Origin of the sequence: Bacteroides sp. An322, assembly GCF_002161765.1 — a bacterium.
Classification (GTDB): Bacteria; Bacteroidota; Bacteroidia; order Bacteroidales; family Bacteroidaceae; genus Phocaeicola; species Phocaeicola merdavium.
This window is the reverse complement of record NZ_NFIN01000013.1, coordinates 65,667-90,707: the sequence shown is the minus strand read 5'-3', so window position 1 is coordinate 90,707 and position 25,041 is coordinate 65,667. Positions and strand designations below refer to the sequence as shown.

17 protein-coding genes are annotated in these 25,041 nt (G+C 42.0%); 8 read left to right on the top strand and 9 right to left on the bottom strand.

Annotated features, from left to right (window positions below):
• The 7 genes from B5F91_RS08665 to B5F91_RS08635 all read right to left on the bottom strand — a co-directional run.
• Window positions 1-3,285 (bottom strand): N-6 DNA methylase (locus B5F91_RS08665; RefSeq protein ID WP_087428694.1); only part of this gene is annotated, 3,285 nt, incomplete at its 3' end.
• A gap of 11 nt (window positions 3,286-3,296) precedes the next feature.
• Window positions 3,297-6,566 (bottom strand): helicase-related protein, encoded by a 3,270-nt coding sequence (locus B5F91_RS08660; protein ID WP_087428693.1) that lies wholly within the window; start codon window positions 6,564-6,566, stop codon window positions 3,297-3,299.
• Window positions 6,567-6,568: 2 nt separating this feature from the next.
• Window positions 6,569-6,775: a helix-turn-helix transcriptional regulator gene (locus B5F91_RS08655; protein ID WP_087428692.1), complete on the bottom strand. Its 207-nt coding sequence runs from the start codon at window positions 6,773-6,775 to the stop codon at window positions 6,569-6,571.
• Between the two features lie 692 nt (window positions 6,776-7,467).
• Entirely contained in the window at window positions 7,468-8,445 is a 978-nt protein-coding gene (locus tag B5F91_RS08650; RefSeq protein ID WP_087428691.1) for a virulence protein RhuM/Fic/DOC family protein, read from the bottom strand.
• Entirely contained in the window at window positions 8,432-9,997 is a 1,566-nt protein-coding gene (locus tag B5F91_RS08645; RefSeq protein WP_087428690.1) for a class I SAM-dependent DNA methyltransferase, read from the bottom strand. Before B5F91_RS08645 ends, B5F91_RS08650 begins: the two co-directional genes overlap by 14 nt.
• A 351-nt stretch (window positions 9,998-10,348) precedes the next feature.
• Window positions 10,349-11,173, bottom strand: a complete 825-nt coding sequence (locus B5F91_RS08640; RefSeq protein ID WP_087428689.1) for a hypothetical protein — start codon at window positions 11,171-11,173, stop codon at window positions 10,349-10,351.
• Between the two features lie 198 nt (window positions 11,174-11,371).
• Window positions 11,372-13,699, bottom strand: coding sequence for a transglycosylase domain-containing protein (locus B5F91_RS08635; RefSeq protein WP_087428688.1), 2,328 nt, complete (start codon window positions 13,697-13,699; stop codon window positions 11,372-11,374).
• A 225-nt stretch (window positions 13,700-13,924) separates the two neighbouring features.
• On the opposite strand from B5F91_RS08635, the gene pyrB reads away from it, so the two are divergent.
• From pyrB to B5F91_RS08605, 6 genes are all read left to right on the top strand, one after another.
• Window positions 13,925-14,878: an aspartate carbamoyltransferase gene (gene pyrB / locus B5F91_RS08630; protein WP_087428687.1), complete on the top strand. Its 954-nt coding sequence runs from the start codon at window positions 13,925-13,927 to the stop codon at window positions 14,876-14,878.
• A gap of 12 nt (window positions 14,879-14,890) precedes the next feature.
• Window positions 14,891-15,349, top strand: coding sequence for an aspartate carbamoyltransferase regulatory subunit (pyrI, locus tag B5F91_RS08625; RefSeq protein WP_087428686.1), 459 nt, complete (start codon window positions 14,891-14,893; stop codon window positions 15,347-15,349).
• An 11-nt stretch (window positions 15,350-15,360) separates the two neighbouring features.
• Window positions 15,361-15,927 (top strand): flavin reductase family protein, encoded by a 567-nt coding sequence (locus B5F91_RS08620; protein ID WP_087428685.1) that lies wholly within the window; start codon window positions 15,361-15,363, stop codon window positions 15,925-15,927.
• Between the two features lie 10 nt (window positions 15,928-15,937).
• A complete protein-coding gene (locus tag B5F91_RS08615; protein ID WP_087428684.1) occupies window positions 15,938-16,666 on the top strand; it encodes a porin family protein in 729 nt (242 codons plus the stop codon).
• A gap of 33 nt (window positions 16,667-16,699) precedes the next feature.
• Window positions 16,700-17,980 (top strand): serine hydroxymethyltransferase, encoded by a 1,281-nt coding sequence (glyA, locus tag B5F91_RS08610; RefSeq protein WP_087428683.1) that lies wholly within the window; start codon window positions 16,700-16,702, stop codon window positions 17,978-17,980.
• 92 nt (window positions 17,981-18,072) lie between these two features.
• A complete protein-coding gene (locus B5F91_RS08605; RefSeq protein WP_087428682.1) occupies window positions 18,073-18,792 on the top strand; it encodes an OmpA family protein in 720 nt (239 codons plus the stop codon).
• Between the two features lie 180 nt (window positions 18,793-18,972).
• Here B5F91_RS08605 and B5F91_RS08600 read toward each other — a convergent pair whose 3' ends face one another.
• Both B5F91_RS08600 and B5F91_RS08595 read right to left on the bottom strand, forming a co-directional pair.
• Entirely contained in the window at window positions 18,973-19,596 is a 624-nt protein-coding gene (locus B5F91_RS08600; protein ID WP_087428681.1) for a trimeric intracellular cation channel family protein, read from the bottom strand.
• 68 nt (window positions 19,597-19,664) lie between these two features.
• Window positions 19,665-21,167 (bottom strand): DUF3078 domain-containing protein, encoded by a 1,503-nt coding sequence (locus B5F91_RS08595; RefSeq protein WP_087428680.1) that lies wholly within the window; start codon window positions 21,165-21,167, stop codon window positions 19,665-19,667.
• A 190-nt stretch (window positions 21,168-21,357) separates the two neighbouring features.
• On the opposite strand from B5F91_RS08595, the gene B5F91_RS08590 reads away from it, so the two are divergent.
• Both B5F91_RS08590 and yidC read left to right on the top strand, forming a co-directional pair.
• The gene (locus B5F91_RS08590; protein ID WP_087428679.1) at window positions 21,358-22,956 is read left to right on the top strand and encodes a CTP synthase; all 1,599 of its coding nucleotides are present in this window, start codon (window positions 21,358-21,360) and stop codon (window positions 22,954-22,956) included.
• Between the two features lie 146 nt (window positions 22,957-23,102).
• Complete coding sequence (gene yidC / locus B5F91_RS08585) at window positions 23,103-24,968, top strand: membrane protein insertase YidC (protein WP_087428678.1); 1,866 nt, start codon at window positions 23,103-23,105, stop codon at window positions 24,966-24,968.
• Window positions 24,969-25,041 lie beyond the last annotated feature (73 nt).

Below are 25,041 nucleotides of genomic sequence, written 5' to 3'. Positions count from 1 at the left end.
TTTAAGAAATGAAGGGAGATAAGTCATAATATCTATGCCCCTTTCTTTCATGTGTTCTCTGAAAAATAATTCGTAGATGCATCCGTCTATAATTCTCTCAAAAAGATCTATAAATAGAACATTCATAGAGGAAATAGGCTGTGGCATATTATTTCCTTTAAGGACAGCCATATAATCATAGAGTATAGACAATATCTCTTGGTCTTCTTCGGAAGCTTTAGGAATGTACAATTTACGCACATTAATAGGTTTTACTTGAGCAAAAGTACGTCCTTCTTCCTGAGTTAATTTTTTGTACAAATAATCTGTCAATTTTGAATTTAAAACAGTTGCTATATATTTATAGCTATATAGACTAGTATTCTTTTTTAATACAAGAATGCTATCTAATACATAAAAACCATTTTCGTCATATACGCAACGAATACTATCGGAGGTCTGACGCATAATTATTTTAGGTTCTGCAAAAAGCTCTTTATATCTATTTCTATTTAACGAAAACCATGGTAATATGCCTTTTTTAGATTCACTTCTGTTTTTCAGTTTTTCTATAAATGACATGAGATATTTTTTTGTATTGGGATATCGTTCTATATCCGTTTCTCTTGTTGTGTAAATTATATATTCATCATTATGAGTTATAATATACCTATCAATATTACTTCCAACAACAACAGGAAAAAGTATCTGATTTTCAATAGAGTGAGAGATTGCAAAATCTTTGTTTATTTTAAAAATGTTGTCACCTCCAGTTGATATACCACTTGCCATTTCTTCTGCAATGGAATCAATAGAAACCCCTTGTTCTCTTATTGTTCCTAATATTCTAATATCCTCATTAGATAAACCTACTACATAAGCTGGGACAGATTGGATTAAAGTAGATGACGTGTTTTCTATATTTTTATCCCATTCTATATCATGAATATTACACATCCTATAATCAGAATAGGCAATATCATATATTTCTTTATGTTGCACTTTTGATACGAAAATGCATGTAGGTACATCTGCATTTTCAAAAGTATTATCTCCTAAATTTATAGCACGGACTAACTGATGCTTGAACAACAGTAAAGAGCGTGTTTTTTCGTTTTCGTTTTGAAAGAACATGTTATTAGGAACAATATAAGAAACTACCCCAGTATTTCTTGCCAACCTAAAAGCTAAGGAAATGAAATAACAATAGCTTTCGGGTGTACGCATGTGTACATCTGAATAACGGGCTTTCAGCACATTCTTTTCTGCAATAGTGAATGATGCTCCGAAAGGAGGATTACCTATAACTATGTCAAACCCTATAAATTCTCCTTCTTTATTTAAAAGCTGTGGGAACTCGAATCGCCATTCAAATGAATCCTTATACAGTTTATTACTTTCTATAGTAGTCTGTTCTTTTTCAAGTTCTTTCAGTTTAGCTTTAAGCTTTACAAGACCTTTTTTTTCTTGTTCTGTACGTTCAAAAAGTGAGGGGGATTCCAAATCAATGATTTTACTTTTCAGTTTTCTTAATTTAGAACGCTCTCTATCGGTTAATTCTGAACGAAACACTCTTTTTATGCAATCAATGGTTTCTTTCAAATGTTGTTTTGTGATATGGCTGGAAGTAGTAGCGTAATTTACTACTAATTGCTTATATCTTTCAAGTGATAATTGGTCTTTTTCATCACAAGTTTCATTATAGGAATCAAAGATTGCTTCTAAAGATTCATCTATATCATATCGGTTTAATAATGAGTTACCACACATTATTTTATAATCCAAATTTGGCAGTGGCTGAGGTGAAACTTCATCTACTACCAGTGCTAGCCAAAAGCGCAAACGTGCAATATCTACAGCACCTTGCTCTATGTCCACTCCAAAAATATTATTTTGGATGATGTCAAGCTTTGTTTGTGTCGAATCAAAACTCTTGTTAGGCTCAGCATGGGATTGCAAATGATGAATAGTGTGGTACAATACATATAGAATACCCATAGGGAAAGCTCCAGACCCAATAGCAGGGTCGCACACTTTCACATCTTTAAGTAATTGTATTAATCGAGAAGCCACAGTTTTTGTTTGAAGTATTGGCATTACAATTCCATCATTTATCAATCGCTCTATCGGTTCAGCATACTGTTCGTTTGGCTCGTGGGTTTTCAGATATTGAATGATGCTTTGGCGACACATATACTGCACTATTTCCTTCGGCGTATAAAACGCTCCTTTATCCTTATTGTCTTCCAAAAGATTTTCAAAGATATGTCCTAACATTTCAGGATCAATGCCCACCTCGCTATCATCCGGATCGTTCTCATCTATAGTGAAATTGTATATGGAAAAGAAATCCATTAGTTCCTTAAAATGAGAGTATGGAAAATCTATATCCAGTTTGTCTATGCTGTCTTTTTCGAATAGACCACCGTTGAGGTATGGGATTTTGATATTCTCACCCAAACGAGCATCAGCAATGTCCCCTTCCCGTTTTTCATTCAGTGTATTAAAAAATAGGGGTTCGAGTACATCGCTTAACAGGCGGTCATTCTCTTTATAATGTTCAATCAAATGACAGAGGTAGTTTTTATCCCCACCTTCCCAATCTGAACGAGAGGCAGGGACTCCCATCCAACCTTTCTTCTGAAGAAATTGCAGAAAGACCAAACGTCCAAGCAGCTTCTTGACATAATCCCGATTTTGTTTGGTGTCGGCAAGTAGCCTCAGAAAATTGAAATATTGTGCTCTATATCCTGCAAAGAAATCTTTATTAAGACGCTCCACGGAAAAAGCTTCCGTTACATCAGCCAAACAGACAGAACCTTTTTTCTTTTTTGTGATAAGTTCATACAGACGGTTGGAAGCTGTTCTGCACGGTTCGTTCTCTCCCAATAGGAAAGTATATCTTTTAGGGGCAGTCTCGGATTTTATTAATTCTCCGTTCTCGTTGAAAGAAGATTGTTTGGCTATATAAGTTAACCGGTAGTCCGCAACATCCTTCGAATAATAAAAAGCTAAAACTCCATGAATGATAGATTGGTCAATGGTTTGTGCTGCGATGTCGCGCAAGCCTTTGCGATTGCGATTAATAAGTACCTTATCCGAAACCTCAAATGTGTAAATAGCCAATGAGCGTCCGTCATCTAAACGAATAATACCCGTTTGCCCACCATTTTTAACCAACGTATGGAATACTTGGTTTATATGAGAAAAGATTTCAACTTTAGGAAACATTTCTCTTAAGATGCCAATCCACTGTTCGAAATCAAACTTGGCAGATAACTTATTTTTTAATTCAACTGACGTCATTCTTATACATATTAAAGATTAAAACTTTCGGAGATAATAATTTCCGGTATTAACTCCTTTACATATCGTTCTTTGCTTATTGCTTGATCCTCAAAGTTATTCAACCCGACATGTTCAAGCGGATAAGAAGTTATTATTTTCATAAGTCGTTCTAATAATACGACTGTTTTCACAGGTGTTTTCTTGACTGCATTTTGTAATTTATTTATATCCCGTTGCAGCTGTTGGAATCTTCCTGTGGAAATAGCACGTTTGGCTTTTTCTATCAAATCCACCTCTTCATTGGTGATGTTAGGAACATGTACAAAACCATCAAGATAAGCTAATGCCTTTTTCTCATTAGGTCCTTGACTAGAAACCACTTTTTTGGTGATAGCTCTTGACTCATCTTCTTTTTTCGAAAAAATGTCTATCGCTTTTGCCACTTGCTCATGATGTTTGTCATGCAAGGGGATTGCCTTCTCTTCTATCCTTGCTTCAAACTCTTTTACTGCTTCTAAAAAAGTCAGTTCTTCGATGCTGCCGTCTTCACGAATAAAAGTAAATGCATCTCTTCTTTTATTGCGAATGAAAACGATGGTACTCATAGGGATAAGTTTGCTTTTTCTGCCCACGCGTGCTCTTAAAGGCATCTTATTTATCCGCTTTATCAAATCGGGATTTTCTTCTTTCAGTTGTCTCAACCACATCAGATAGCGTAGCTTTTCATCCCTTTCCTCATCCACATTCTTGTCAAACAATCCAAAACTTTCAGGACTCTCATCTGTGGAATAAATTTGGCTGTCTTCACCCAATGCTGCATGGAAAGCAAACAGTTTCATCTTTGCTTTTTTCTCTAATTCAATATCATTATTGACTTTGGCTGTTGGGAAGAAGTTAAAGATATGCACTTCTTTTGCAGTACTTCCAATGCGGTTTACCCGACCGATACGCTGCATCAGCCTTGTAGAGTTCCAAGGCGTATCATAATTGACGATGACATTGGCGCGGTGCAAATTAACCCCTTCTGCCAAGACCTCAGTTGAGATGACTATATTATAATCATTCTTTTTTTCGCCTTTATAGTTGGCATCGAAGTTAGCTTCAAGGGCAGGCATTTTATCGTTCCGGTTATCACTCTGAACGGTCAAAACGCAATTGAACCCGTTTGCTTTTAACGCATCAGACAAATATTTGGTAGTTTCTTTACTTTCTGAAAAGATGACAAGTTTACCTTCTTGATTAATGGATTTATCAAACAGTTTACCTTTCATATATTCATTGATAAAGATATCCAGTTTGGGGTCGTAAGTTACCTTATCCCACGATTCAACCAATTCTTTCAATATTTGTCCGTCTTGTTTCAATCCATCTATAAAGATTGTTTCAAAATCTTCAGGGGTACAGACTTCAATAGTCGGATCAGTATATTGTGCTTCTTCTATCTGTTGAATGAGTTCATCTTCCCGTCCTTCGCTTAGCAATTCATTGACTTTTAAATTAGGAGCAATATATATCACTCCCTTTTCAAACATATCAAGCATCACTTTATTAGCCTGATAGTATCTTTTTAGAGATTGTTTAAATGCATAGAAACTGCTGTCTATTCGCTTGACGAGTAATGTTTTCATGATACCTGCCAACTGAATAGAAATCAAGTCTGCTTTCTTATATTTATCTTTTTTAGGAGGAAGCAAATACTTTATGGCTTGATAGCGATAGTATTTCAACGTGCCTTTTTCTTTCCCTTTTAAATATCTGATAGTTTTATCATACAATTCCTCCAATTCCGTATCAAGTTGATAATAAATCTTATGCGGAGCTTTTACATCCGGAAAATGAACATTCTGCTTTTCCAAGTCTTTTCGGTAAGCCTCATTTTCCATTAAGTCTGTACGGGTGCGACGCACAGTCAATGGCTCCACTACCTTAACGCGAATCTTTTCGTAGATTGCTTTTACTTCCTTAGAGATTAATTCTATATCTTTCAGGTCTTTTGCTTTTCTATACTTATCAATCTGCTCACGGAAAAAGCGCTGCAGATTGCCTTCTTCCAACGTACTGTCTTTGGAATCCTGAAACAGATAAACTAAGTTGGCAATGTCTTCCGGTTTATTATTCAATGGAGTTGCAGATACAAGTATCACTTTCTTGTCATGCAGACTACCGTCAGCATGCAATGTTTTGGTCTTGCATAATTTCTGTAATTCATTATACATGGAGGCTGTATCGCTTCTGAATTTATGTGCTTCATCAACGATAACCAAATCATAAAGTGACGGATTCTTTAATTTATGCAGGCTTCCATTTGTGATAATCTTATAATTGTCAAGCTTAAACTCTGTCATTGTCCTTTCCCAACCTTCTTTAAGAGCAGGGGGAACAATAATCAATGTATGAGAGCGATGCATTGGGAATCCGTTGGCAAAGAAAAATTTCTTGGCAATGAGAGCTGAAACAATGGTTTTCCCCAATCCGACTACATCGGAAAGAAAGAATCCATTGTGTTTCATCATTTTGGAATAGCCATCATTTACAGCATCAATCTGATAAGATAATTTCTTATATCCTTTAGGCAAGTCTGACACAGAGTTTGGGTCAAAATCTATACTTTTGCCAAAGTATTCCAATAGAAATTTCAAATAAACTTCGTATGGTGTAAAATCGGTGTTCAAATAGGATTCCGTCTTAATCTTTTCGATATGAGAAATATCAATCTCAACCGATTCAGCCCATAATCTTTCAAATGTTTCTGTAGCAAACTGAATATCATCATCATATCTTAGCTCTACATTAAACTCAAAGTTTTTTTCAAGACCTGCTTCTGTCAAGTTGCTTGATCCTGTGATAACCGATCCATAACCATGTGGATGATATACTTTTTCGCGGAAAATATAGATTTTAGCATGTATGTTTTGCTTAGGATGAATGCGCATTTCAATCCTGCCAGATACAATATCTTCTATAAATTGATACATCCCATCCTCTACTTCTTTATCATACTTAGCTTCTTGGATATTCTTTTTTATTTCATTAAAAAACTCCTCTTGCGATTGCTCTCTGTTAGGATTAAAAAGCAAACCCTGTTGATTAGCCTGATAAGTCAGCTTATCTACATTGATGCCAACCAATATACGAATGTGGGGAGTTTGTTGTATAAACTTCCTTATACGGAAATATCCTGATGCACGGAAATATCCGACCAGTGCATCAAAGAAATGTACTTTTTTATATTTGAATACACCTTCTATTTTTTCAAGAAGGGTATTTTCTTTCTCATTAGTGAAGAAGTTTGTCCCCATTGTTATTTCCGTGAAATAATAAGATCTCTAGAATCAACATTTAACAATTCAGCTATCTTCATCAGCATCTCCAAAGAGGGTTGACTTGTATAGGAACACCAACGTGAAACAGTGGCTTCGTTTTTTCCTAACTGCCCGGCTAACCATTTCCCGGTTTTACCTTGTTCTACTAATACAATTTTTAGCCTGTTTATCTTTTCTGTTCCCATATTCAATTCATATTACAAGTATGCGATAATAGATTGATGCTATTTGCGAAGGTAATGATTAATTCTAAGAAACTGTAATAATAATCCGTTAAAAATTCAACATATCGGCTAAGCGGCTTCTGCCACCAAGCCAAAGAGTTCTTTGATAAGTTTAGTATTTTTATAATTGCTGCTGCAAAGGTAGGTATTCTTCAGTTAATGCTGTTTAGGTTACTCTTTTTTAAGTAGATGTTGATATTTAGTCATCTACGATAAATAGGAATTGACAACTTTGAGTGACATAACCACGTTTTGCCTCCTTGGAAAGATGAGGCAATATTTCATTTTTTATCGTATCTTTGTCGAGCACAGTGTACATTGGACTTTCACTATATATGAGTTTGGTCCCCCATAATAAAAGAACAATTCAATTTGTACGCTGTGTTTTAATATTTTGATATAATTTTAATAAAATGAAATAAGCTTAAATCACTTCATTAATAACAAGCCTATTGACAGAATTAAATACGCACTAAATTAATTCCGTCAACGGGTATACTATCTTGTATTTGCTTAAATCAACACCAACAATATTAGAAGTTGATGGACGGAATAGTTTTGTCATACTTAGACCTAACTAAATCGTCACCTCTAAATCCCGATTCCTTACATCCACCTCGCGGATATAATCGCCCAATCGTTTCATTTCTCCCTTATTCATAGTTGTTCTTGTTTATCAGGTTCACAACTACTTTTACCATCACATCTTTTTCCTCCGTGCGGCTTTCGGCAATCATCAGCGTAAGGGCGACAAGTGTGTTGTCGGCTATGCGTTTCGTACCGTCCGGATTGTAAAGGATACCGTTGCCTGCCATAAACCATAAGAATAGCGTGGCGGCTATGCGCTTGTTGCCATCGCTGAACGAATGATTCTTGGTTACGAGATAAAGCAACATGGCGGCTTTTTCTTCTACTGACGGATAGAGGTCTTGTCCGCCAAATGTCTGGTATATCTGCCCGATGGAACTCTTGAATGAGTCGTCTTTCTCATGGGCGAACCATTGGCTTCCGCCAAACTTAGCTTTCAATTCTTCGATAGCTTGCATGGCTCCTTCGTAGGTGGCACGAAATTTTTCTTCGTTAGTGGTCTGCTCTACCGCCAACTGCTGATAATCGTACCTATCCAACGTATCGAGGGCATAAGCATAATCGGAAACCACTTCTACCAGATTGAGGGCATCATTGGAAGTCAATGTTTCTTGTGCCTTGACCGTCCTGCCTAAGACGGCGACCAATTGTTTCAATTCCGTATAGCGTTGTTCCGTCAAGGCCTTATTGACGGCATAGCCTTTCACCAGATACTCTTTCAACACTTTGTTTGCCCAAATGCGAAATTGCGTGCCGCGCTGGCTTTTTACACGATAGCCTACGGAAATGATGACATCAAGAGAATAAAAAGCAACCGACTGTTTCACTCCATCAACACGCAAAAAATGCGTGTTGTTCTTTTTCTCCAACTCATTTTCAGAAAATACATTATTGATGTGCTTTCTTATGGTCTTTTCATCCCTTTCGAATAATGCTGCCATTTGATTGGCAGATAACCATACCGTGTCATTCTCCAATTTCACATCAATGGCTGTCTTTCCATCATTCGTCTGATAGATTACAATCTTGTCATTCAAATCCATACCCCAACTCTTTAAACAGGTTCAACAGTTCCTTTTTGCTTTCCTCTTCCTTACGGAGCAGTTCTTGCATCTCACTTTGCAGTTGCGTCATCTTCGTATCGAAGTCGATGCCCTCATCCCGGTTCTTGAACTCGATGTATTTGCTGGGCACGAGCGACCACCCTTTTGCTTCGATTTCTTCCAGCGTAGCGGAATAACAGTATTCGGGTACATTGCGATAGGTTTGTTCATGACCTTCTCGTTGCCAGTTATGGAAGTTTTCGGCTATTTGTGCAATCTGTTCCCCAGAAAATTGAATGTATTTCTTCTCAAACGGTTCGCCCCATTGACGCAAGTCAATAAACAAAACCTCATTTTCCCGGTTGCGGTAGTTCACCAACTCACCATTCAGTTCCACGGTACGGGCTTTGCGGTTGCCTGCCAATATCCAAAGTGTAACGCTGATATCCGTAGAGTAGAACATATTTCGGGGGAGGATTACAATAGCTTCCACCAAATGGTTCTTCAACAGTTGACGACGAATGTTCAACTCTGTACCATCGCCGCTCAACGCACCGTTGGCAAGCAGAAAGCCCGCCATGCCATTGGCAGACAGTTTAGATACGATATTCAGAATCCATCCATAGTTGGCGTTACTCGTGGGCGGCACGTCATAACCGTGCCAACGCGGGTCGTTGGTCAATTCGTTTTCCGCCCGCCATGCCTTTTGGTTGAAAGGCGGATTTGCCATGATGAAGTCCGCTTTCAAGTCCTTGTGTTGGTCGTCATGGAAAGTGTCGGCAGCCTTTTCGCCCAAGTTGCAGGCTATGCCACGGATGGCAAGATTCATCTTTGCCAACTTGTAAGTGGTGTTGGTATATTCCTGTCCATAAACGGAAATGTCTTTCCGGTTGCCATGGTGCGCCTCAATGAACTTCATGCTCTGCACGAACATACCGCCCGAGCCGCAGCAAGGGTCGTATATCTTGCCCCGATAGGGTTGTATCATTTCCGCTATGAGGTTGACAATCGTCTTGGGCGTATAATATTCGCCTTTACCCTTACCTTCGGCTATGGCAAACTTGCCCAAGAAGTATTCATATACACGCCCTATCAGGTCATGTTCTTTGTCTTTCTGTGTATCAATCTTGCCTATCACATCCAACAGGCTTGCCAATTTGGTGCGGTCAAGCCCCAATCCGGAATAGTAATTGCTTGGCAAAGCACCTTTTAGGGATGGATTGTCTTTCTCCACCTGTGTCAAAGCCGCATCTATCTTGATGGCGATGTCATTCTGCTTGGCATTCTCCATCAGGTAATTCCAACGACTGATTTCGTTCAAGTAGAATATATTCTTGGCATTATAGAATACAGGCTGGTCTACAAACGCTTCCTTATGGTCGGCTATCAGTTCATTGCGTCGTTCCACAAAGCGGTCGTAGGCATATTTTAGGAATATCAAACTCAATACCACATGCTTGTATTCCGATGGTTCAACTGACCCTCGTAACTTGTTGGCAGATTCCCAAAGGGTTTCTTCTATGCTTTTTTCTTTCTGTTGTTTCTTTGCCATGATGTTATTCTTCTATTCCATTAATAACTTCGTTCTTTCCCAACTGTCCGGCTAACCATTTTCTAGTCTTGCCTTGTTCCTATTTGCAAAGATAGCGATTAAAGGCGAAAATGAATGCTTAGTTGCAAATTTTCATATTGCTTGTTTTTTGTTCTTATGGATGTCGTATGACATCTGGCACCTCTATTTTATGAAAATACCTTCGTGAGGTTCAGATAAAAATCTTCTGCTAAATATGCATGCGGGTGCGTAGGCTGATGAAGCAGGGTTCATCGGGGAATGAAGCCGGATGAATCGGGCGATGAAGCAGGGTTCGTTTGGAGATGCAGAAAAATGAAAGAAACGAAAGGTTTATTTATGTAGCTTGACATAGCCTAAGCGGGTATAGCGCACACCACGGCTTTCGTAATGCGACATGACACGGGCAGACGAAAGATGAAGCATCTCGTGAGGGGTGATTTTCCGGCTATGGCAACTCAGGGCATTAGGCGAAAGGCTTCTGCCTCCGGCTTTCACGGTGAAGACAAAGCGGTTTCCGTCGCGGTCGGCGGCAAGAACGGACTGGTCGACATAGAAATCGGGCTTATAGGTATCTACTTGGAGACGCACACCGAGGACGGTAAGGAAGAGTTCTTTCAGGGTCTCGCCCACCCGTCCTACATTGTGGCTGACCGAAGAAATGCGGCGTTTCTGAATCGTAAGTTCAAAATGAACACGGGCGAATTGTTTGGCTATCTCTACCACAGATTCGTATCGTTTTTGCTCCGGCTGGAACTTATTTGCCAGCCACAATACATACGAAGGGTCGATGTAATAGATTTCGGACATACGTTTTCCCCGGTATTTGCCAAAAGGAATCATATCGTCTGCCGAGCCATAATAAGATTCGAAGTTACGGTTGTCGAGCACCTCCAGCCGGATGTTGCAATTCTGAAGCAAGGCAAAGGCACGTTCCGAAGCGGTATCAAAGGTTACGGCAAGCGTGCGGATAAACAAAGGAGCCTGTACATTGGGGAAAATGCGCCAAAAGCCATAGTAAGGGCGGTATGCCGTAGCCATACTGATAGCATAATAGCCGTTGGTGACGGTACGCCCCCGATTAAATTCATCAATGCTATTGAATACTTTCTCAGCCAGCCGGGGCGCAACTTGATACAAAGTAAGGTTGCGGTCCATACATCATCTCCTTTCTTTTTTCTGATTGGGCAAGATAAGAAAAAAAAAGGAAATATGCAAGAGCGAAATCCGGAAATCCAATAAGTTTGGTAAAACAATAGGATTAAAACGCAGATTAGCGCAGATTTACGCGGAATTAATATTAATTTATAATCTGCGTAAATCTGCGCTAATCTGCGTTTCAATTTATCCACACCTTTACTGGAAGAAAACATCATCCAGACGGCTGGCGTTTTCTTCTTCCATTTCGGTCAGCTTGTCTTTGCAGGGGTCGAAATCTTCAGGGATATCGAAATGCTCTTCTTCGGAATAACCAAGCGTCTTATCGGCATAGACTTTTTGCATATAAAGCCCCCATACGGGCAACGCCATAGACGCTCCTTGTCCGTCGCGCATGGTATCGAAATGGATATCACGCTCTTCTCCGCCTACCCAGCATCCCGAAACTAACGAAGGCGTAAAGCCCATAAACCAACCATCGGAGTTACGGTTAGTAGTTCCCGTCTTGCCTCCCATATCGGCTTTGATGCCATACAAACGGCGCACACGTCCACCCGTACCTTCATTGATAACGGCACGGAGCATCACCAACATCTTATAGGCACTCGATTCGCTGATTACTTCATCCACTTGCGGAGAGAAAGTCGCTATCACGTTTCCTTCGTTATCTTCGATTCGGGAAACGAAGAGAGGAGCGGTGCGGATGCCCCGGTTGGCAAATGCGGTATAAGCGCTGACCATTTCACCCACCGATATTTCGCACGGACCCAAGCAGAGGGAAACCGTAGGCTGGATATCCTTATTCAATACCCCGAAAGAATGAATCAGGCGTGCCAAGGCATACGGGCTGAGCTTGCTCATGAGGTATGCCGAAATCCAGTTGTTCGAATTGGCAAGTCCCCACTTCAGGGTAACGATTTCGCCATAACGCGATTTGGAAGAATTGCGGGGCGACCATGCTTTTCCGTTTTCGTCGAAAAGAGTTTGCTCGACATTACGTACTTCATCGCAGGGCGAGAAGCCGTTTTCCATTGCTAAAGCATACAGGTAAGGCTTAATGGTAGAACCTACCTGACGGCGTCCCACCATTGCCATATCGTATTGGAAATAATTGTAATTCGGACCGCCTACATACGCTTTCACATAGCCCGTCACCGGGTCCATCGACATAAATCCGGCACGCAGGAAATACTTGTAATACCGGATAGAGTCCATCGGAGTCATAATGGTGTCTTTCTCCCCTTCGTAAGAGAATACCGACATTTCATGCTTCGTATTAAACGCCTTGCGGATTTCCTCTTCCGAACATCCGGCAGCTTTCATTTGCCGGTAACGGTCGGTAAGGCGCATCGAGCGGTCCATAATTGCGTCTACTTCTTCTTGTGTCAGCTCATTCGTATAAGGTGCGGTCTTCCGCCCACGCTTTTCTTTGAAGAAACGAGGCTGGAGGTATTTCGCAACGTGCTCGTAAACCGCTTCTTCGGCATAGCGTTGCATCCGTGAATTAATGGTGGTATAAATCTTCAAACCGTCGTTATAAATGTTATAGTTCGAACCATCCTTTTTCTTGTTTTTCGCGCACCAGCCGTAAAGCGGATTGGTTTTCCATGCCAACGAATCTTCGTAATATTGCTGCATCTGCCAGCCCCGGTATTTGCTCTTCACCGGCTCTTTAGCGGTCATGATACGGCGCAGGTATTCACGGAAATAAGTGGCAAGCCCGTCCTTATGGTCTACCGGCTGGAACTTCAGCTTGAGCGGAAGCGCCTGAAGCGAATCGCATTCGGCTTGCGTGATGTAATCTGCCTTACGCATTTGGTCGAGCACCGTGTTCCGGCGTCCGCGTGAACGTTCGTTGAAACGGCGCGGATTGTAGAGCGAAGGGTTCTTGCACATCCCTATCAATGTAGCCGCTTCTTCAATGGAAAGGTCTTTCGGGTCTTTCGAGAAATAAGTCTTAGCCGCGGTCTTGATTCCTACGGCGTTATTCAAGAAGTCGAACTTATTGAGGTACATCGTCAGGATTTCCTCTTTCGTGTAATACCGCTCTAACTTGACGGCTATCACCCACTCAATCGGCTTCTGAAGCAGACGCTCCATGACATTATCTGCCGTGGGCGAATAGAATTGCTTGGCAAGCTGCTGGGTGATGGTACTTCCTCCTCCGGCATTCTTTTGCATCAGGATGCCCCGCTTTACCACCGCACGCACAAATGCACGGAAGTCGATGCCCGAATGTTCGCTGAACCGCACATCCTCTGTAGCAATCAGGGCGTTGACCAGATTAGGCGACAAGTCATTATAACCTACATAAACGCGGTTTTCTTTGCTATACGACCATGTGCCAAGCAGTTCCCCGTCATCGGATATGATTTGAGTGGCAAACTTCAAGTTCGGATTTTCCAGTTCTTCTACCGGAGGCACATAGCCTATCCACCCTTTAGCGATAGCCGTAAAGACCATTGCCACCGCCAAAATACCTAAAACAACCAAGACCCACAACGTGTATATGAATTTCTTTCTCATATTTTCCTCTCCTTATTATATTATATAAAAACCCGCACGCAGATACATGCATGCGCCGCCCCATATACTTGAGAAACGCACCGCATATACATGCCTCTGTGTCCTATATTCTTCTTTTAATGTGCAAAAGTATAAAAAATGCGGGAATAAAAGCCGTTCATTCTATTTTTTTGACTATCTTTGAACTCCGGTATTTATAAACAACGACCAATAAAAACCGAAAATATGGAAAATAGAAGTTTAGTTACTATCGCCAACCACTCGAAAGAACGCATTCTTTACCTGTTGGAAATGGCACAAGAGTTTGAAAAGAAACCGAACCGTCATTTGCTGGACCAGAAAATCGTAGCCACCCTTTTCTTCGAACCTTCTACCCGTACTCGCTTGAGCTTTGAGACAGCAGCCAACCGGTTAGGAGCAAAGGTAATCGGGTTTACCGACCCGAAAGTGACCAGTTCATCGAAAGGAGAGACTTTGAAAGATACGATTATGATGGTAAGCAACTATGCCGACATCATCGTGATGCGCCACTACTTAGAAGGGGCAGCACGCTATGCCAGCGAGATTGCTCCGGTACCTATTGTCAATGCAGGAGACGGAGCCAACCAGCATCCTTCTCAAACCATGCTCGACCTCTATTCGATATATAAAACCCAAGGCACACTGGAGAACCTGAACATTTACTTAGTGGGCGACTTGAAATACGGACGCACGGTGCATTCTTTATTAATGGCAATGCGGCACTTTAACCCGACTTTCCATTTCATCGCGCCGAATGAACTCCGGATGCCGGAAGAATACAAGCTGTATTGCAAAGAGCACAACATCCGCTACGAAGAGCATACCGACTTTAGCGAAGAAACGATAGCCGATGCAGATATTTTATATATGACCCGTGTGCAGCGCGAACGCTTTACCGACCTAATGGAATACGAACGGGTAAAAGACGTATATATCTTGCACAACAAGATGTTGGAACATACCCGTCCGAACTTACGCATCCTGCATCCCCTGCCCCGCGTGAACGAAATCGCATACGATGTGGACAGCAATCCGAAAGCCTATTATTTCCAACAGGCACAAAACGGACTGTATGCACGTGAAGCCATTCTTTGCGATGTGTTGGGCATCACCCTTGATGAAGTAAAAGCGGATACCGAACGATTAATGAACATTTAAACCTTACACGTTATGAGCAATAAGAAAGAATTACAGGTAGCCGCTTTGGAGAACGGCACTGTCATCGACCATATACCTTCAGACAAATTGTTTACCGTAGTATCTTTGCTCGACCTGCAACATTTGGACAGCAACATCACTATCGGAAACAATTTTGAAAGCAAGAAATTGGGGAAGAAAGGCATCATCAAAATAGCCAACCGTTTCTTTTCTGATGAAGAGATAAGCCGCCTTTCGGTAGTTGCCCCGAACATGAAACTGAACATCATCCGCAACTATGAAGTGGTGGAAAAGAAAGAAGTCGTAATGCCCGATGAACTGAAAGGCATCGTGCGGTGCAATAACCCGAAATGCATCACCAATAACGAACCGATGCAGACATGGTTTCATCTGATAGACAAGGAACACGGCGTATTGAAATGCCACTATTGCGAGAAAGAACAACAAGTAGACAACATCAAACTGATTTAAAGGCTTTTTTTATGAAACAAGACTGGAAACCGGGAACCATGATTTACCCTCTGCCGGCTGTGTTAGTAAGTTGCGGAAGTACGGAAGAAGAATACAACGTCCTGACCGTGGCATGGGTAGGGACAATCTGCAGCAACCCGCCTATGTGTTATATCTCAGTCCGTCCGGAACGTCATTCATATCCGATACTGAAAAAGAATATGGAATTTGTCATCAACCTGACGACTAAAGATATGGCATACGCAACAGACTGGTGCGGCGTGCGTTCGGGCAAAGACTATAACAAGTTTAAGGAAATGCACCTGACTCCGGGAAAAGCATCGATGGTAAAGGCTCCGATTATTGAAGAGTCTCCCCTCTGCATCGAATGCCGGGTGAAAGAAATCATTTCCTTAGGCTCGCACGATATGTTTATTGCAGATGTGGTAAACGTAAAAGCGGATGATAAATACCTGGATGCGGAGACGGGCAAGTTTGATATGGAAAAAGCAAACTTGCTGGTCTATGAACATGGAGGATATTATGAAACAGGAAAGAAAATAGGCAAATTCGGCTGGTCGGTCGAAAAGAAGAAATAATTCTTGTGTCATGAAAACAAATGCCTTGATATTGCTGTTCCTTTTGTTGGCTACTGGATTTTCCGGAAAAGCCCAAGCCGCTTCACGGGATACTGAGAGCAGTCAGAAAGTCAATATAGGCATCAAGGTTGGATTTAATTCATCCATGTTTTTCATTGACCGTTTTTCGCTGGGGAATACGGAACTAAAGAATCTGCAGAACAATTATAAAGTGGGCTATTTGGGCGCATTCTTTTGCCGGTTCAACGTGAAGAAGCACCACTTTTTTCAGACCGAGTTTTCGTATAATATATCAAAAGGAAGCATCTCCATACCCAATACCGCGGAGAATATTCCTTTGCTTCAAGAGAATGCACTGGTAAAGACCGATATTCACTCGATAGACGTGCCTTTGCTTTATGGATATAAGTTTATTGATAAATATCCGTATGGAATGGCATTTTTTATCGGACCTAAAGCGGCATATATCTGGGAAAAGCACAGTGATAGCGAATATTCCGGATTCTACCAGCAATACATCAATGAAGAAATGAGACCGTTCAGCTTCAGCGGAGTCGTGGGATTGTCGGTCAATGTGTCGAACATCTTTTTTGATTTCCGTTATGAAGTCGGACTGCACAATATGGTAAAATCCGTATCTTATAACAAAGACTTGACAGATGCCCCTTATAATACGCAAGACATCTCATTAAAACACCGCCACAATGTGTTGAGCTTTTCGGTAGGCGTAATATTTTGATTTATAGAATTATTAATTAAAAACAATACAAATATGAAAAGAGACGATTTAATTTTCGACATTATCGAAAAAGAACATCAACGTCAGTTGAAAGGCATTGAACTGATTGCTTCCGAAAACTTCGTAAGCGACGAGGTAATGCAGGCAATGGGGTCATGCCTGACCAACAAATATGCAGAAGGTTATCCTGGCAAACGCTATTACGGCGGATGTGAGGTGGTAGACCAAAGCGAACAAATTGCCATTGACCGGATAAAGAAAATATTCGGTGCTGAATGGGCAAACGTACAACCCCACTCTGGAGCGCAAGCCAATGCAGCCGTATTCCTCGCTGTATTGAATCCGGGAGATAAGTTCATGGGCTTGAACTTGGCACATGGAGGACACTTGTCTCACGGTTCTGCCGTAAATACTTCAGGTATCATTTATACACCGTGCGAATACAATCTGAACAAAGAAACCGGACGTGTAGATTACGACCAAATGGAGGAAATCGCTCTTCGTGAACATCCGAAGATGATTATCGGCGGCGGTTCGGCTTATTCACGTGAATGGGATTATAAGCGGATGCGTGAAATTGCAGATAAAGTCGGCGCTATCTTTATGGTCGATATGGCTCATCCTGCCGGACTGATTGCAGCTGGATTGCTGGATAATCCGTTGAAATATGCTCACATTGTGACCTCTACCACTCACAAGACCTTGCGTGGTCCGCGTGGAGGTATCATCCTGATGGGAAAAGACTTCCCTAACCCTTGGGGCAAGAAAACGCCGAAAGGTGAAATCAAGATGATGTCGCAATTATTAGATTCGGCTGTATTCCCCGGCATTCAGGGCGGTCCGTTGGAACATGTCATTGCAGCCAAAGCCGTTGCATTCGGCGAAATTCTGCAACCGGAATGGAAAGACTATGCTATGCAAGTAAAGAAAAATGCAGCAGTATTAGCTCAAGCCTTGATAGACCGCGGTTTCTCTATCGTATCGGGAGGCACAGACAACCACTCGATGCTGGTAGACCTGCGTACCAAATATCCTGACCTCACCGGTAAGGTAGCAGAAAAAGCATTGGTAGCTGCCGATATTACGGTAAATAAGAACATGGTGCCGTTTGATACTCGTTCGGCATTCCAGACTTCGGGTATCCGCTTGGGAACTCCTGCTATTACAACCCGTGGAGCAAAAGAAGACTTGATGTACGAAATTGCCGAAATGATAGAAACGGTATTGTCGAATGTAGAGAACGAAGAAGTGATAGCATCGGTACGTGCCCGTGTAAACGACACGATGAAGAACTATCCGCTCTTCGCCTATTAATTGATACACGAACGAGGTTGTCTCAAAATAACAATTTACTTTCATTTTGAGGCATCCTCTTATATTTATTAACAACATAAAAACATAATGGTATGAAAAAGACTAATTGTATGGCTATTCTATTAAGCGGATGCTTGATACTTAGCGGATGCGGAAGTTTGAACAACACTGCTAAAGGCGGTATGATTGGCGGTGGCAGTGGTGCAGCGTTAGGTGCACTTATCGGAGGTATTGCCGGACATGGAAAAGGCGCTGCAATTGGCGCAGCTGTAGGTGCAGCCGTAGGTACGGGAGCCGGTGTATTGATTGGCAGAAAAATGGATAAGGCTGCTGAACAAGCTGCTGCAATTGAAGGTGCTGAAGTGGAACAGGTAACAGATAATAACGGATTGCAAGCCGTAAAAGTGACATTTGATTCTGGCATTTTATTCCAAACCAGCAGTTCTGATTTAAGCACATCTGCCAAATCAGCTTTAAGTAAATTCGCTAACAATGTCTTGATTCAGAATCCGGATATGGATGTGGCTATTTACGGATATACCGATAATACAGGCTGGAAAAACAGTACAGCAGAACAAAGCGTACAGAAGAATTTGGAATTATCTCAATCGCGTGCACAAAGCGTATCCAATTATTTACGTGCATGTGGAACAACGACTTCGCAAATCAAGACTGTAGAAGGTTTGGGCGAAAGCAATCCGGTAGCTGATAACAGCACCGAAGCCGGACGTCAGGAAAACCGTCGTGTAGAAGTGTATATGTATGCCAGCCAGCAAATGATTCAACAAGCTGAAGCCGGAACATTGCAATAAATTAAGGAATTAAAGAAGGAGGCTGTCTCAAAATAAAAATAGGTTTTCATTTTGTCATTCTGAACATCGTGAAGAATCTCGAAAACACAAGCTGATGCACACGATATCCTTCGCTTTGCTCAGGATGACATTACTTTTTGATACTCAATTACCGTTTTGAGACAGCCTCTTTTTCTTTGCTCATTTTTCGTTAGCAGGATCTCCTTTCAGTATGGGCAAGGTAATCTGATATTTCACGGCTAGAATACGGACCAGCAACACAGTAACGAAACCGATAATCTGCGAAATATAGGCTTCTAATCCTATCTGAAGGCATATCCAATAGAAAAGTCCGCCAATCACACATGCCATTGCATAAATCTCTTTACGGAAAATCAACGGAATTTCGTTGATGAATACATCGCGGATAACACCGCCTGCCGCACCCGTAATGCTTCCCATGATAATCGCTACCCAAAACGGGAAACCTAAAGCTATCGTCTTATCAAAACCTACTACGGTAAACAAGGCAAGACCGATACTGTCAAAGAAGAAGAACGTATTATTCAGATGAATCAGGTATTTGCCGAATATAATAACGAAAAACATGGCAAACGCCGTACATATCAAATAAATCGGGTCGGTCATCCATACCGGAGTCACATTCAGCATTACATCACGCAACGTTCCTCCACCAATAGCCGTAGCCAATCCTACAATGTATGCGCCAAACCAATCGAATCGTTTAGCCGAAGCCAAACGGATGCCACTGATGGCAAAAGCGAATGTCCCGATGAAATCAAGGACCTGAACAAATGAAATCATATTTGAGTTTATAAGTTTTTTGAGTTTTTAGGTTTATGGTTCATTATAGCCTGTAGTCTTTTAAAGATTTACCATGAATAATTAAATCCTAAGCTCAGCAATTCCTGAAGCTGGAAATAGCTATGGTCGTCCGGCTCAAGCGTTACAGAGTCATCGAAACGGGCATGTACGAATAATTTTGTAGAGAAATATTTGTTGAAGGCAAAAGTAAATGTATTTTCCCATTCAGCTAATACTTTCTCATAATTTGTAGTATATGATAAACGCGATTCCCACAACAAGTTAGTGATGATATTCCATTTTAACGTTGTTTCCAGTCGGGAACCCCATTGGTTTTCCACTTTATGTCCGGCTTCAATATTAAACTTAGTCGGGTCTACCCTATCGCTTGCTACGCTATACCGTGAATAGTTAAAAGGATTTATCAGTACAGACAGATTGCATACTCCATCCTTTACGTATTTATAATCCATACCAAGACCGATATTCAATTCGGCTGGCGAAAGCAATCCTGAAACCAGGTTGTCCGAGTTCGTATCATATTTTGAAAAGAACTGGGTTTTAAATTCACCAGACAAAGTATAATACCAATTATGGAATGCTTTATATCCCAATTTAGTACTGAGGCGTAACATATCTTCGCTCGTTTTATATTGGTGCACCGTATCGGAAGGTGCTGTGATGAATCCCAATTTCCATTCGATTTTATTCTCAAACTGAATTTTTTGCTTATCATCATAATTGAATTGCCATGTCATACCCGACAAAAGCGAAACCGTACTTTCACCACCTTTATACCAGTTATCCGAAATGTAATTTTGCGAAAACTGCATATAGCCGTTTCCTGAAATCGTCCAAAAGTTCGGCTTAATTACCAAGAGGTCTTTCTCGTTCATCGGACGTTTCCTTTCCGGAGTAAGTAACGGCAGAACTTTATTTTTCCGGGGTCTCCGTATTACCATTTTATCTGATAACGGTTCCAACCCTGCCAAATCATTCTCATTTTTCCTCACCAAATTGGGATATTGCACATAAAAGCTCAAAAGTTGTTTATTTATCGCACGGTCTACATCTTCTGTATAAGTCAGGTGAGGTACTTGAAAGACTGAATCGCAGACTGGATTTTTAGCGATATAAGGATTCTTCGGTTCCCAATCCTCAATGGACATGGCTTGCTCGATCGCCGCAGAATAATACGTAGCAGGCATAGAAAGTTTGTAATAATCAGGATTGGAACGAATCCATGACGGAGCATGCGGTATAAAAATATCATTCCAACGGTCGGACATTATCTGCCTTTCCTTACGATATTGAGCAAGGAAGTCCATAAAGCGGTTTATCACTTTTGTATTGACCGGATTGACAACCGGTTTAGAAATAACAGGGGCAAGGGTATTTTTCGTAGAAATTGCAAGGTTCACTAACGAATCAGATACCGGAACCAATACCGAATCATTTTTTATTTCTTCGGTAACATATACACTGTCTATTTTTACTGAATCTGCACTTGTCTGTGCAAATCCCTTTACACCTATTAATAATAACAACGTAAGAATACCTATCGTTTTCATCTCTTCTTTTGAATCATCTAATTAAGTTTCTGCAAAAATACAATTTTTTTCATTCATACGGCAAAATATCCAAATCATTGAAGGAATTATAGGATAATTTCGCTTTGATAGTGCTAGATTCGGTATTTTTTTGTAATTTTGCCACTTTGAAATAGAAGTGCTAAATCAAAAACATTAAAACGAACATATTGTGGCAGAAACTAAGTACATTTTCGTAACAGGTGGTGTTGCCTCTTCCTTGGGCAAAGGCATTATCTCATCATCTATCGGTAAGTTGCTGCAAGCCAGAGGCTACAGCGTAACTATTCAGAAGTTTGACCCCTACATCAACATCGACCCCGGAACGCTGAACCCCTACGAGCACGGAGAGTGTTATGTAACTGTAGACGGACACGAAGCCGACCTCGACTTGGGACATTATGAACGCTTCTTGGGCATACAGACGACCAAAGCGAACAACATCACGACAGGACGCATCTACAAGAGTGTAATCGACAAAGAACGCCGTGGCGACTATCTGGGCAAGACTATTCAGATTGTTCCCCACATCACCGATGAAATCAAGCGCAACATCAAGTTGCTGGGCAACAAGTATAAGTTCGATTTCGTCATTACCGAAATCGGAGGAACGGTGGGCGATATCGAATCACTCCCCTATTTGGAAAGCATCCGCCAGCTGAAATGGGAATTGGGACGGAACGCTGTATGCGTACACCTCACTTACGTGCCTTATTTGGCAGCGGCAGGTGAACTGAAGACCAAGCCTACCCAGCATTCTGTAAAAGAACTGCAGTCGGTAGGTATCCAGCCTGATATTCTGGTATTGCGTGCAGAACACGAATTAAGCATGAACCTGAAAAAGAAAGTTGCGCTGTTCTGCAACGTTGATGAAACCGCCGTGGTGCAATCCATTGATATGCCGACTATTTACGAAGTTCCTCTTCGTATGCAAGAGCAAGGGCTTGATGTGACGATTCTGAAGAAAATGGGACTTCCTATCGGTGAAACACCTACATTGGGTCCGTGGCGCGAATTTTTGGAACGCCGTCATCATGCTACCGAGAAAGTACGCATCGGCTTGGTGGGCAAATACGACCTGCAAGATGCTTACAAGTCTATCCTTGAAGCCCTTTCACAGTCTGCTACTTACAACGACCGCAAGGCAGACATCCACTTTATCAATAGCGAAAAGCTGAACGAAGGCAACGTGGAAGAAATGCTGAAGGATATGGACGGTGTCATTATCTGTCCGGGATTCGGCCAGCGAGGTATTGAAGGGAAATTTGTAGCTGTTAAGTATTGCCGTACCCACGATGTGCCGACCTTCGGTATCTGCTTGGGTATGCAATGTATGGCTATCGAATTTGCACGCAACGTATTGGGATATGCCGATGCCAATAGCCGCGAAATGGACGAGAAGACCCCACACAATGTCATCGATATTATGGAAGAACAGAAGTCCATTACCAACATGGGTGGAACAATGCGTTTGGGTGCCTACGAATGTGTGCTTGATCCGAATTCGAAAGTTTACCAAGCATACGGCACCGAACACATTCAGGAACGCCACCGCCACCGCTATGAGTTCAACAACGACTACAAAGCCGAATTTGAAAAGGCAGGCATGAAATGTGTGGGCATCAATCCCGAATCAGACTTGGTGGAAATTGTAGAAATCCCGACCTTGCGCTGGTTCATCGGTACGCAATTCCACCCGGAATACAGCAGTACCGTGCTGAAGCCGCATCCGCTGTTCTTGTCGTTCATCAAGGCGGCGATTAACAAGTAATTTTCTCACCACAGATTACACAGATTCAATGAATAATTAATAGTGAATAATAACTACATCTATTTTCGCTTTTGTTCTGTTAACTATTAATTAATGAAATCTGTGTAATCTGTGGTGAATATATAAACTCAAAAACTTAAAAGCAAATGGATAAAAACACGTTAGTGGGATTTGTCCTGATTGGAGCGGTCATCGTGGGCTTCAGCATCTACAGCCGTCCCAGCCAGGAAGAAATGGAACGTGCGCAGCACTATCAAGACTCTATCGAGACTGTCATACAGCAACAGGAACAAGTGCGGAAAGCACAAGAAGCTGAAGCCGTGCAGACTCTCCGCGTAGACTCCACCTCGCAATTCTTCGCACATACACAAGGAACCGAAGAATTTACCGTACTGGAGAACAACGTGGTGCAACTCACTTTCTCGAACAAAGGCGGACGGGTAAGCAAGGCGATGCTGAAAGAATACAACGACCAGCAGAAACAGCCGTTAGTATTGTTCGACAGTGAAGACGCTTCGCTCAACCTCGGATTCGAAGGAAAAACCGAAAACATTCTGAGCAGCGACCTTTATTTCGAGCCGGTTAATGTGACCGACAGCACCGTAACTATGCGCCTGAATGCACAGAACGGAGGTCATCTGGACTTCATCTACCGCCTGTTGCCCGACTCGTATATGCTTGACTTCACCGTACAGGCAAGCGGATTGCAGAACTTCTTCCCGCCCTCGGTCAAGACGATGACCATCGACTGGAACCAGCGTGCCCGCCAGATGGAAAAAGGATACAACTTCGAGCAGCGCTATACTTCGCTCACCTATAAGCCGACAGGCGAAAGTTTCGACTACCTGAGCGAGACGAAAGACGAACGCGAAACTATCCCCGAAGCCCTCGACTGGGTAGCCTTCAAAAACCAGTACTTCTCGTGCGTCTTTATGGCAGAGAAGAATTTCGAAAACGCTACACTCGACTCGAAAATGGAGCAAAAGGAAAGCGGCTACATGAAACGCTACCACGCCGATATGCAGACTGCATTCGACCCTACAGGAGCACAGCCCAGCCATTTCCAATTCTATTTCGGACCAAACCACTTCAAGACCCTGCTTGCCAGCAATAAACTGAGCTTCGAAGACAAAGACCAGGAACTGGAGGACCTCGTCTACTTGGGCTGGCCTATCATCCGGCTCATCAACCGCTGGTTCACTATCAACCTTTTTGACTGGCTTTCGAACATGGGATTGAGCATGGGTATCGTCATTTTGCTGATGACTATCATCGTGAAGATTTTAGTACTCCCCACCACATGGAAATCGTTCATTTCGTCTGCTAAGATGCGTGCACTGAAACCTTACGTAGACAAAATCAACGAGAAATATCCCAAGCAAGAAGATGCGCTGAAGAAACAGCAGGAAACGATGTCGCTCTACAGCCAGTATGGTGTAAGTCCCATGGGAGGCTGTTTGCCAATGCTGATTCAAACTCCTGTCTTTATGGCGTTGTTCTTCTTCGTGCCGAACGCTATCGAGCTTCGTCAGCAAAGTTTCCTTTGGGCTGACGACCTTTCGGCATACGATGATCTCATCCACTGGAGCACCAGCATCCCGCTATTGGGCAATCACCTCAGCTTGTTCTGCTTGCTCTTTAGTGCGACAACGGTCATCAACCAGATTGTGATGATGAAGCAACAGGATATGGGCAACAACCCGCAAATGGCAGCCATGAAATGGATGATGTACATCATGCCCGTGATGTTTTTCTTCATCTTCAACGAATACGCTTCGGGACTGAGTTACTACTACTTTATCTCTGGTCTGATCGGTATCCTTACCCTGTGGATTATGCGCCGCATGACCGACGAAAAGAAGTTGTTAGCACAACTGGAAGCCAACAAGAAAGCCCCGTCTTCGCGTAAGCCCACAGGCTTAATGGCAAAATTGGAAGCTCTGCAAAAAGAGCAGGAACGTCTTCAGAAAGAACGTGAAGAGCGGATGAACAAAATGAACAAGAAACATTAATTCGTTTATCGCCATATAAAAAAGCTCCGACGCCGCCATGGGTCGGAGCTTTTTTGCTTCATTTTGCGTTGAA

What these genes read in the sequence shown, in the direction of transcription:
- B5F91_RS08660 (WP_087428693.1), bottom strand. Translation starts at nt 6,566, where the DNA reads ATGGGGACAAACTTCTTCACTAATGAGAAAGAAAATACCCTTCTTGAA.
- B5F91_RS08655 (WP_087428692.1), bottom strand. Translation starts at nt 6,775, where the DNA reads ATGGGAACAGAAAAGATAAACAGGCTAAAAATTGTATTAGTAGAACAA.
- B5F91_RS08650 (WP_087428691.1), bottom strand. Translation starts at nt 8,445, where the DNA reads ATGGATTTGAATGACAAGATTGTAATCTATCAGACGAATGATGGAAAG.
- B5F91_RS08645 (WP_087428690.1), bottom strand. Translation starts at nt 9,997, where the DNA reads ATGGCAAAGAAACAACAGAAAGAAAAAAGCATAGAAGAAACCCTTTGG.
- B5F91_RS08640 (WP_087428689.1), bottom strand. Translation starts at nt 11,173, where the DNA reads ATGGACCGCAACCTTACTTTGTATCAAGTTGCGCCCCGGCTGGCTGAG.
- B5F91_RS08635 (WP_087428688.1), bottom strand. Translation starts at nt 13,699, where the DNA reads ATGAGAAAGAAATTCATATACACGTTGTGGGTCTTGGTTGTTTTAGGT.
- pyrB (WP_087428687.1), top strand. Translation starts at nt 13,925, where the DNA reads ATGGAAAATAGAAGTTTAGTTACTATCGCCAACCACTCGAAAGAACGC.
- pyrI (WP_087428686.1), top strand. Translation starts at nt 14,891, where the DNA reads ATGAGCAATAAGAAAGAATTACAGGTAGCCGCTTTGGAGAACGGCACT.
- B5F91_RS08620 (WP_087428685.1), top strand. Translation starts at nt 15,361, where the DNA reads ATGAAACAAGACTGGAAACCGGGAACCATGATTTACCCTCTGCCGGCT.
- B5F91_RS08615 (WP_087428684.1), top strand. Translation starts at nt 15,938, where the DNA reads ATGAAAACAAATGCCTTGATATTGCTGTTCCTTTTGTTGGCTACTGGA.
- glyA (WP_087428683.1), top strand. Translation starts at nt 16,700, where the DNA reads ATGAAAAGAGACGATTTAATTTTCGACATTATCGAAAAAGAACATCAA.
- B5F91_RS08605 (WP_087428682.1), top strand. Translation starts at nt 18,073, where the DNA reads ATGAAAAAGACTAATTGTATGGCTATTCTATTAAGCGGATGCTTGATA.
- B5F91_RS08600 (WP_087428681.1), bottom strand. Translation starts at nt 19,596, where the DNA reads ATGATTTCATTTGTTCAGGTCCTTGATTTCATCGGGACATTCGCTTTT.
- B5F91_RS08595 (WP_087428680.1), bottom strand. Translation starts at nt 21,167, where the DNA reads ATGAAAACGATAGGTATTCTTACGTTGTTATTATTAATAGGTGTAAAG.
- yidC (WP_087428678.1), top strand. Translation starts at nt 23,103, where the DNA reads ATGGATAAAAACACGTTAGTGGGATTTGTCCTGATTGGAGCGGTCATC.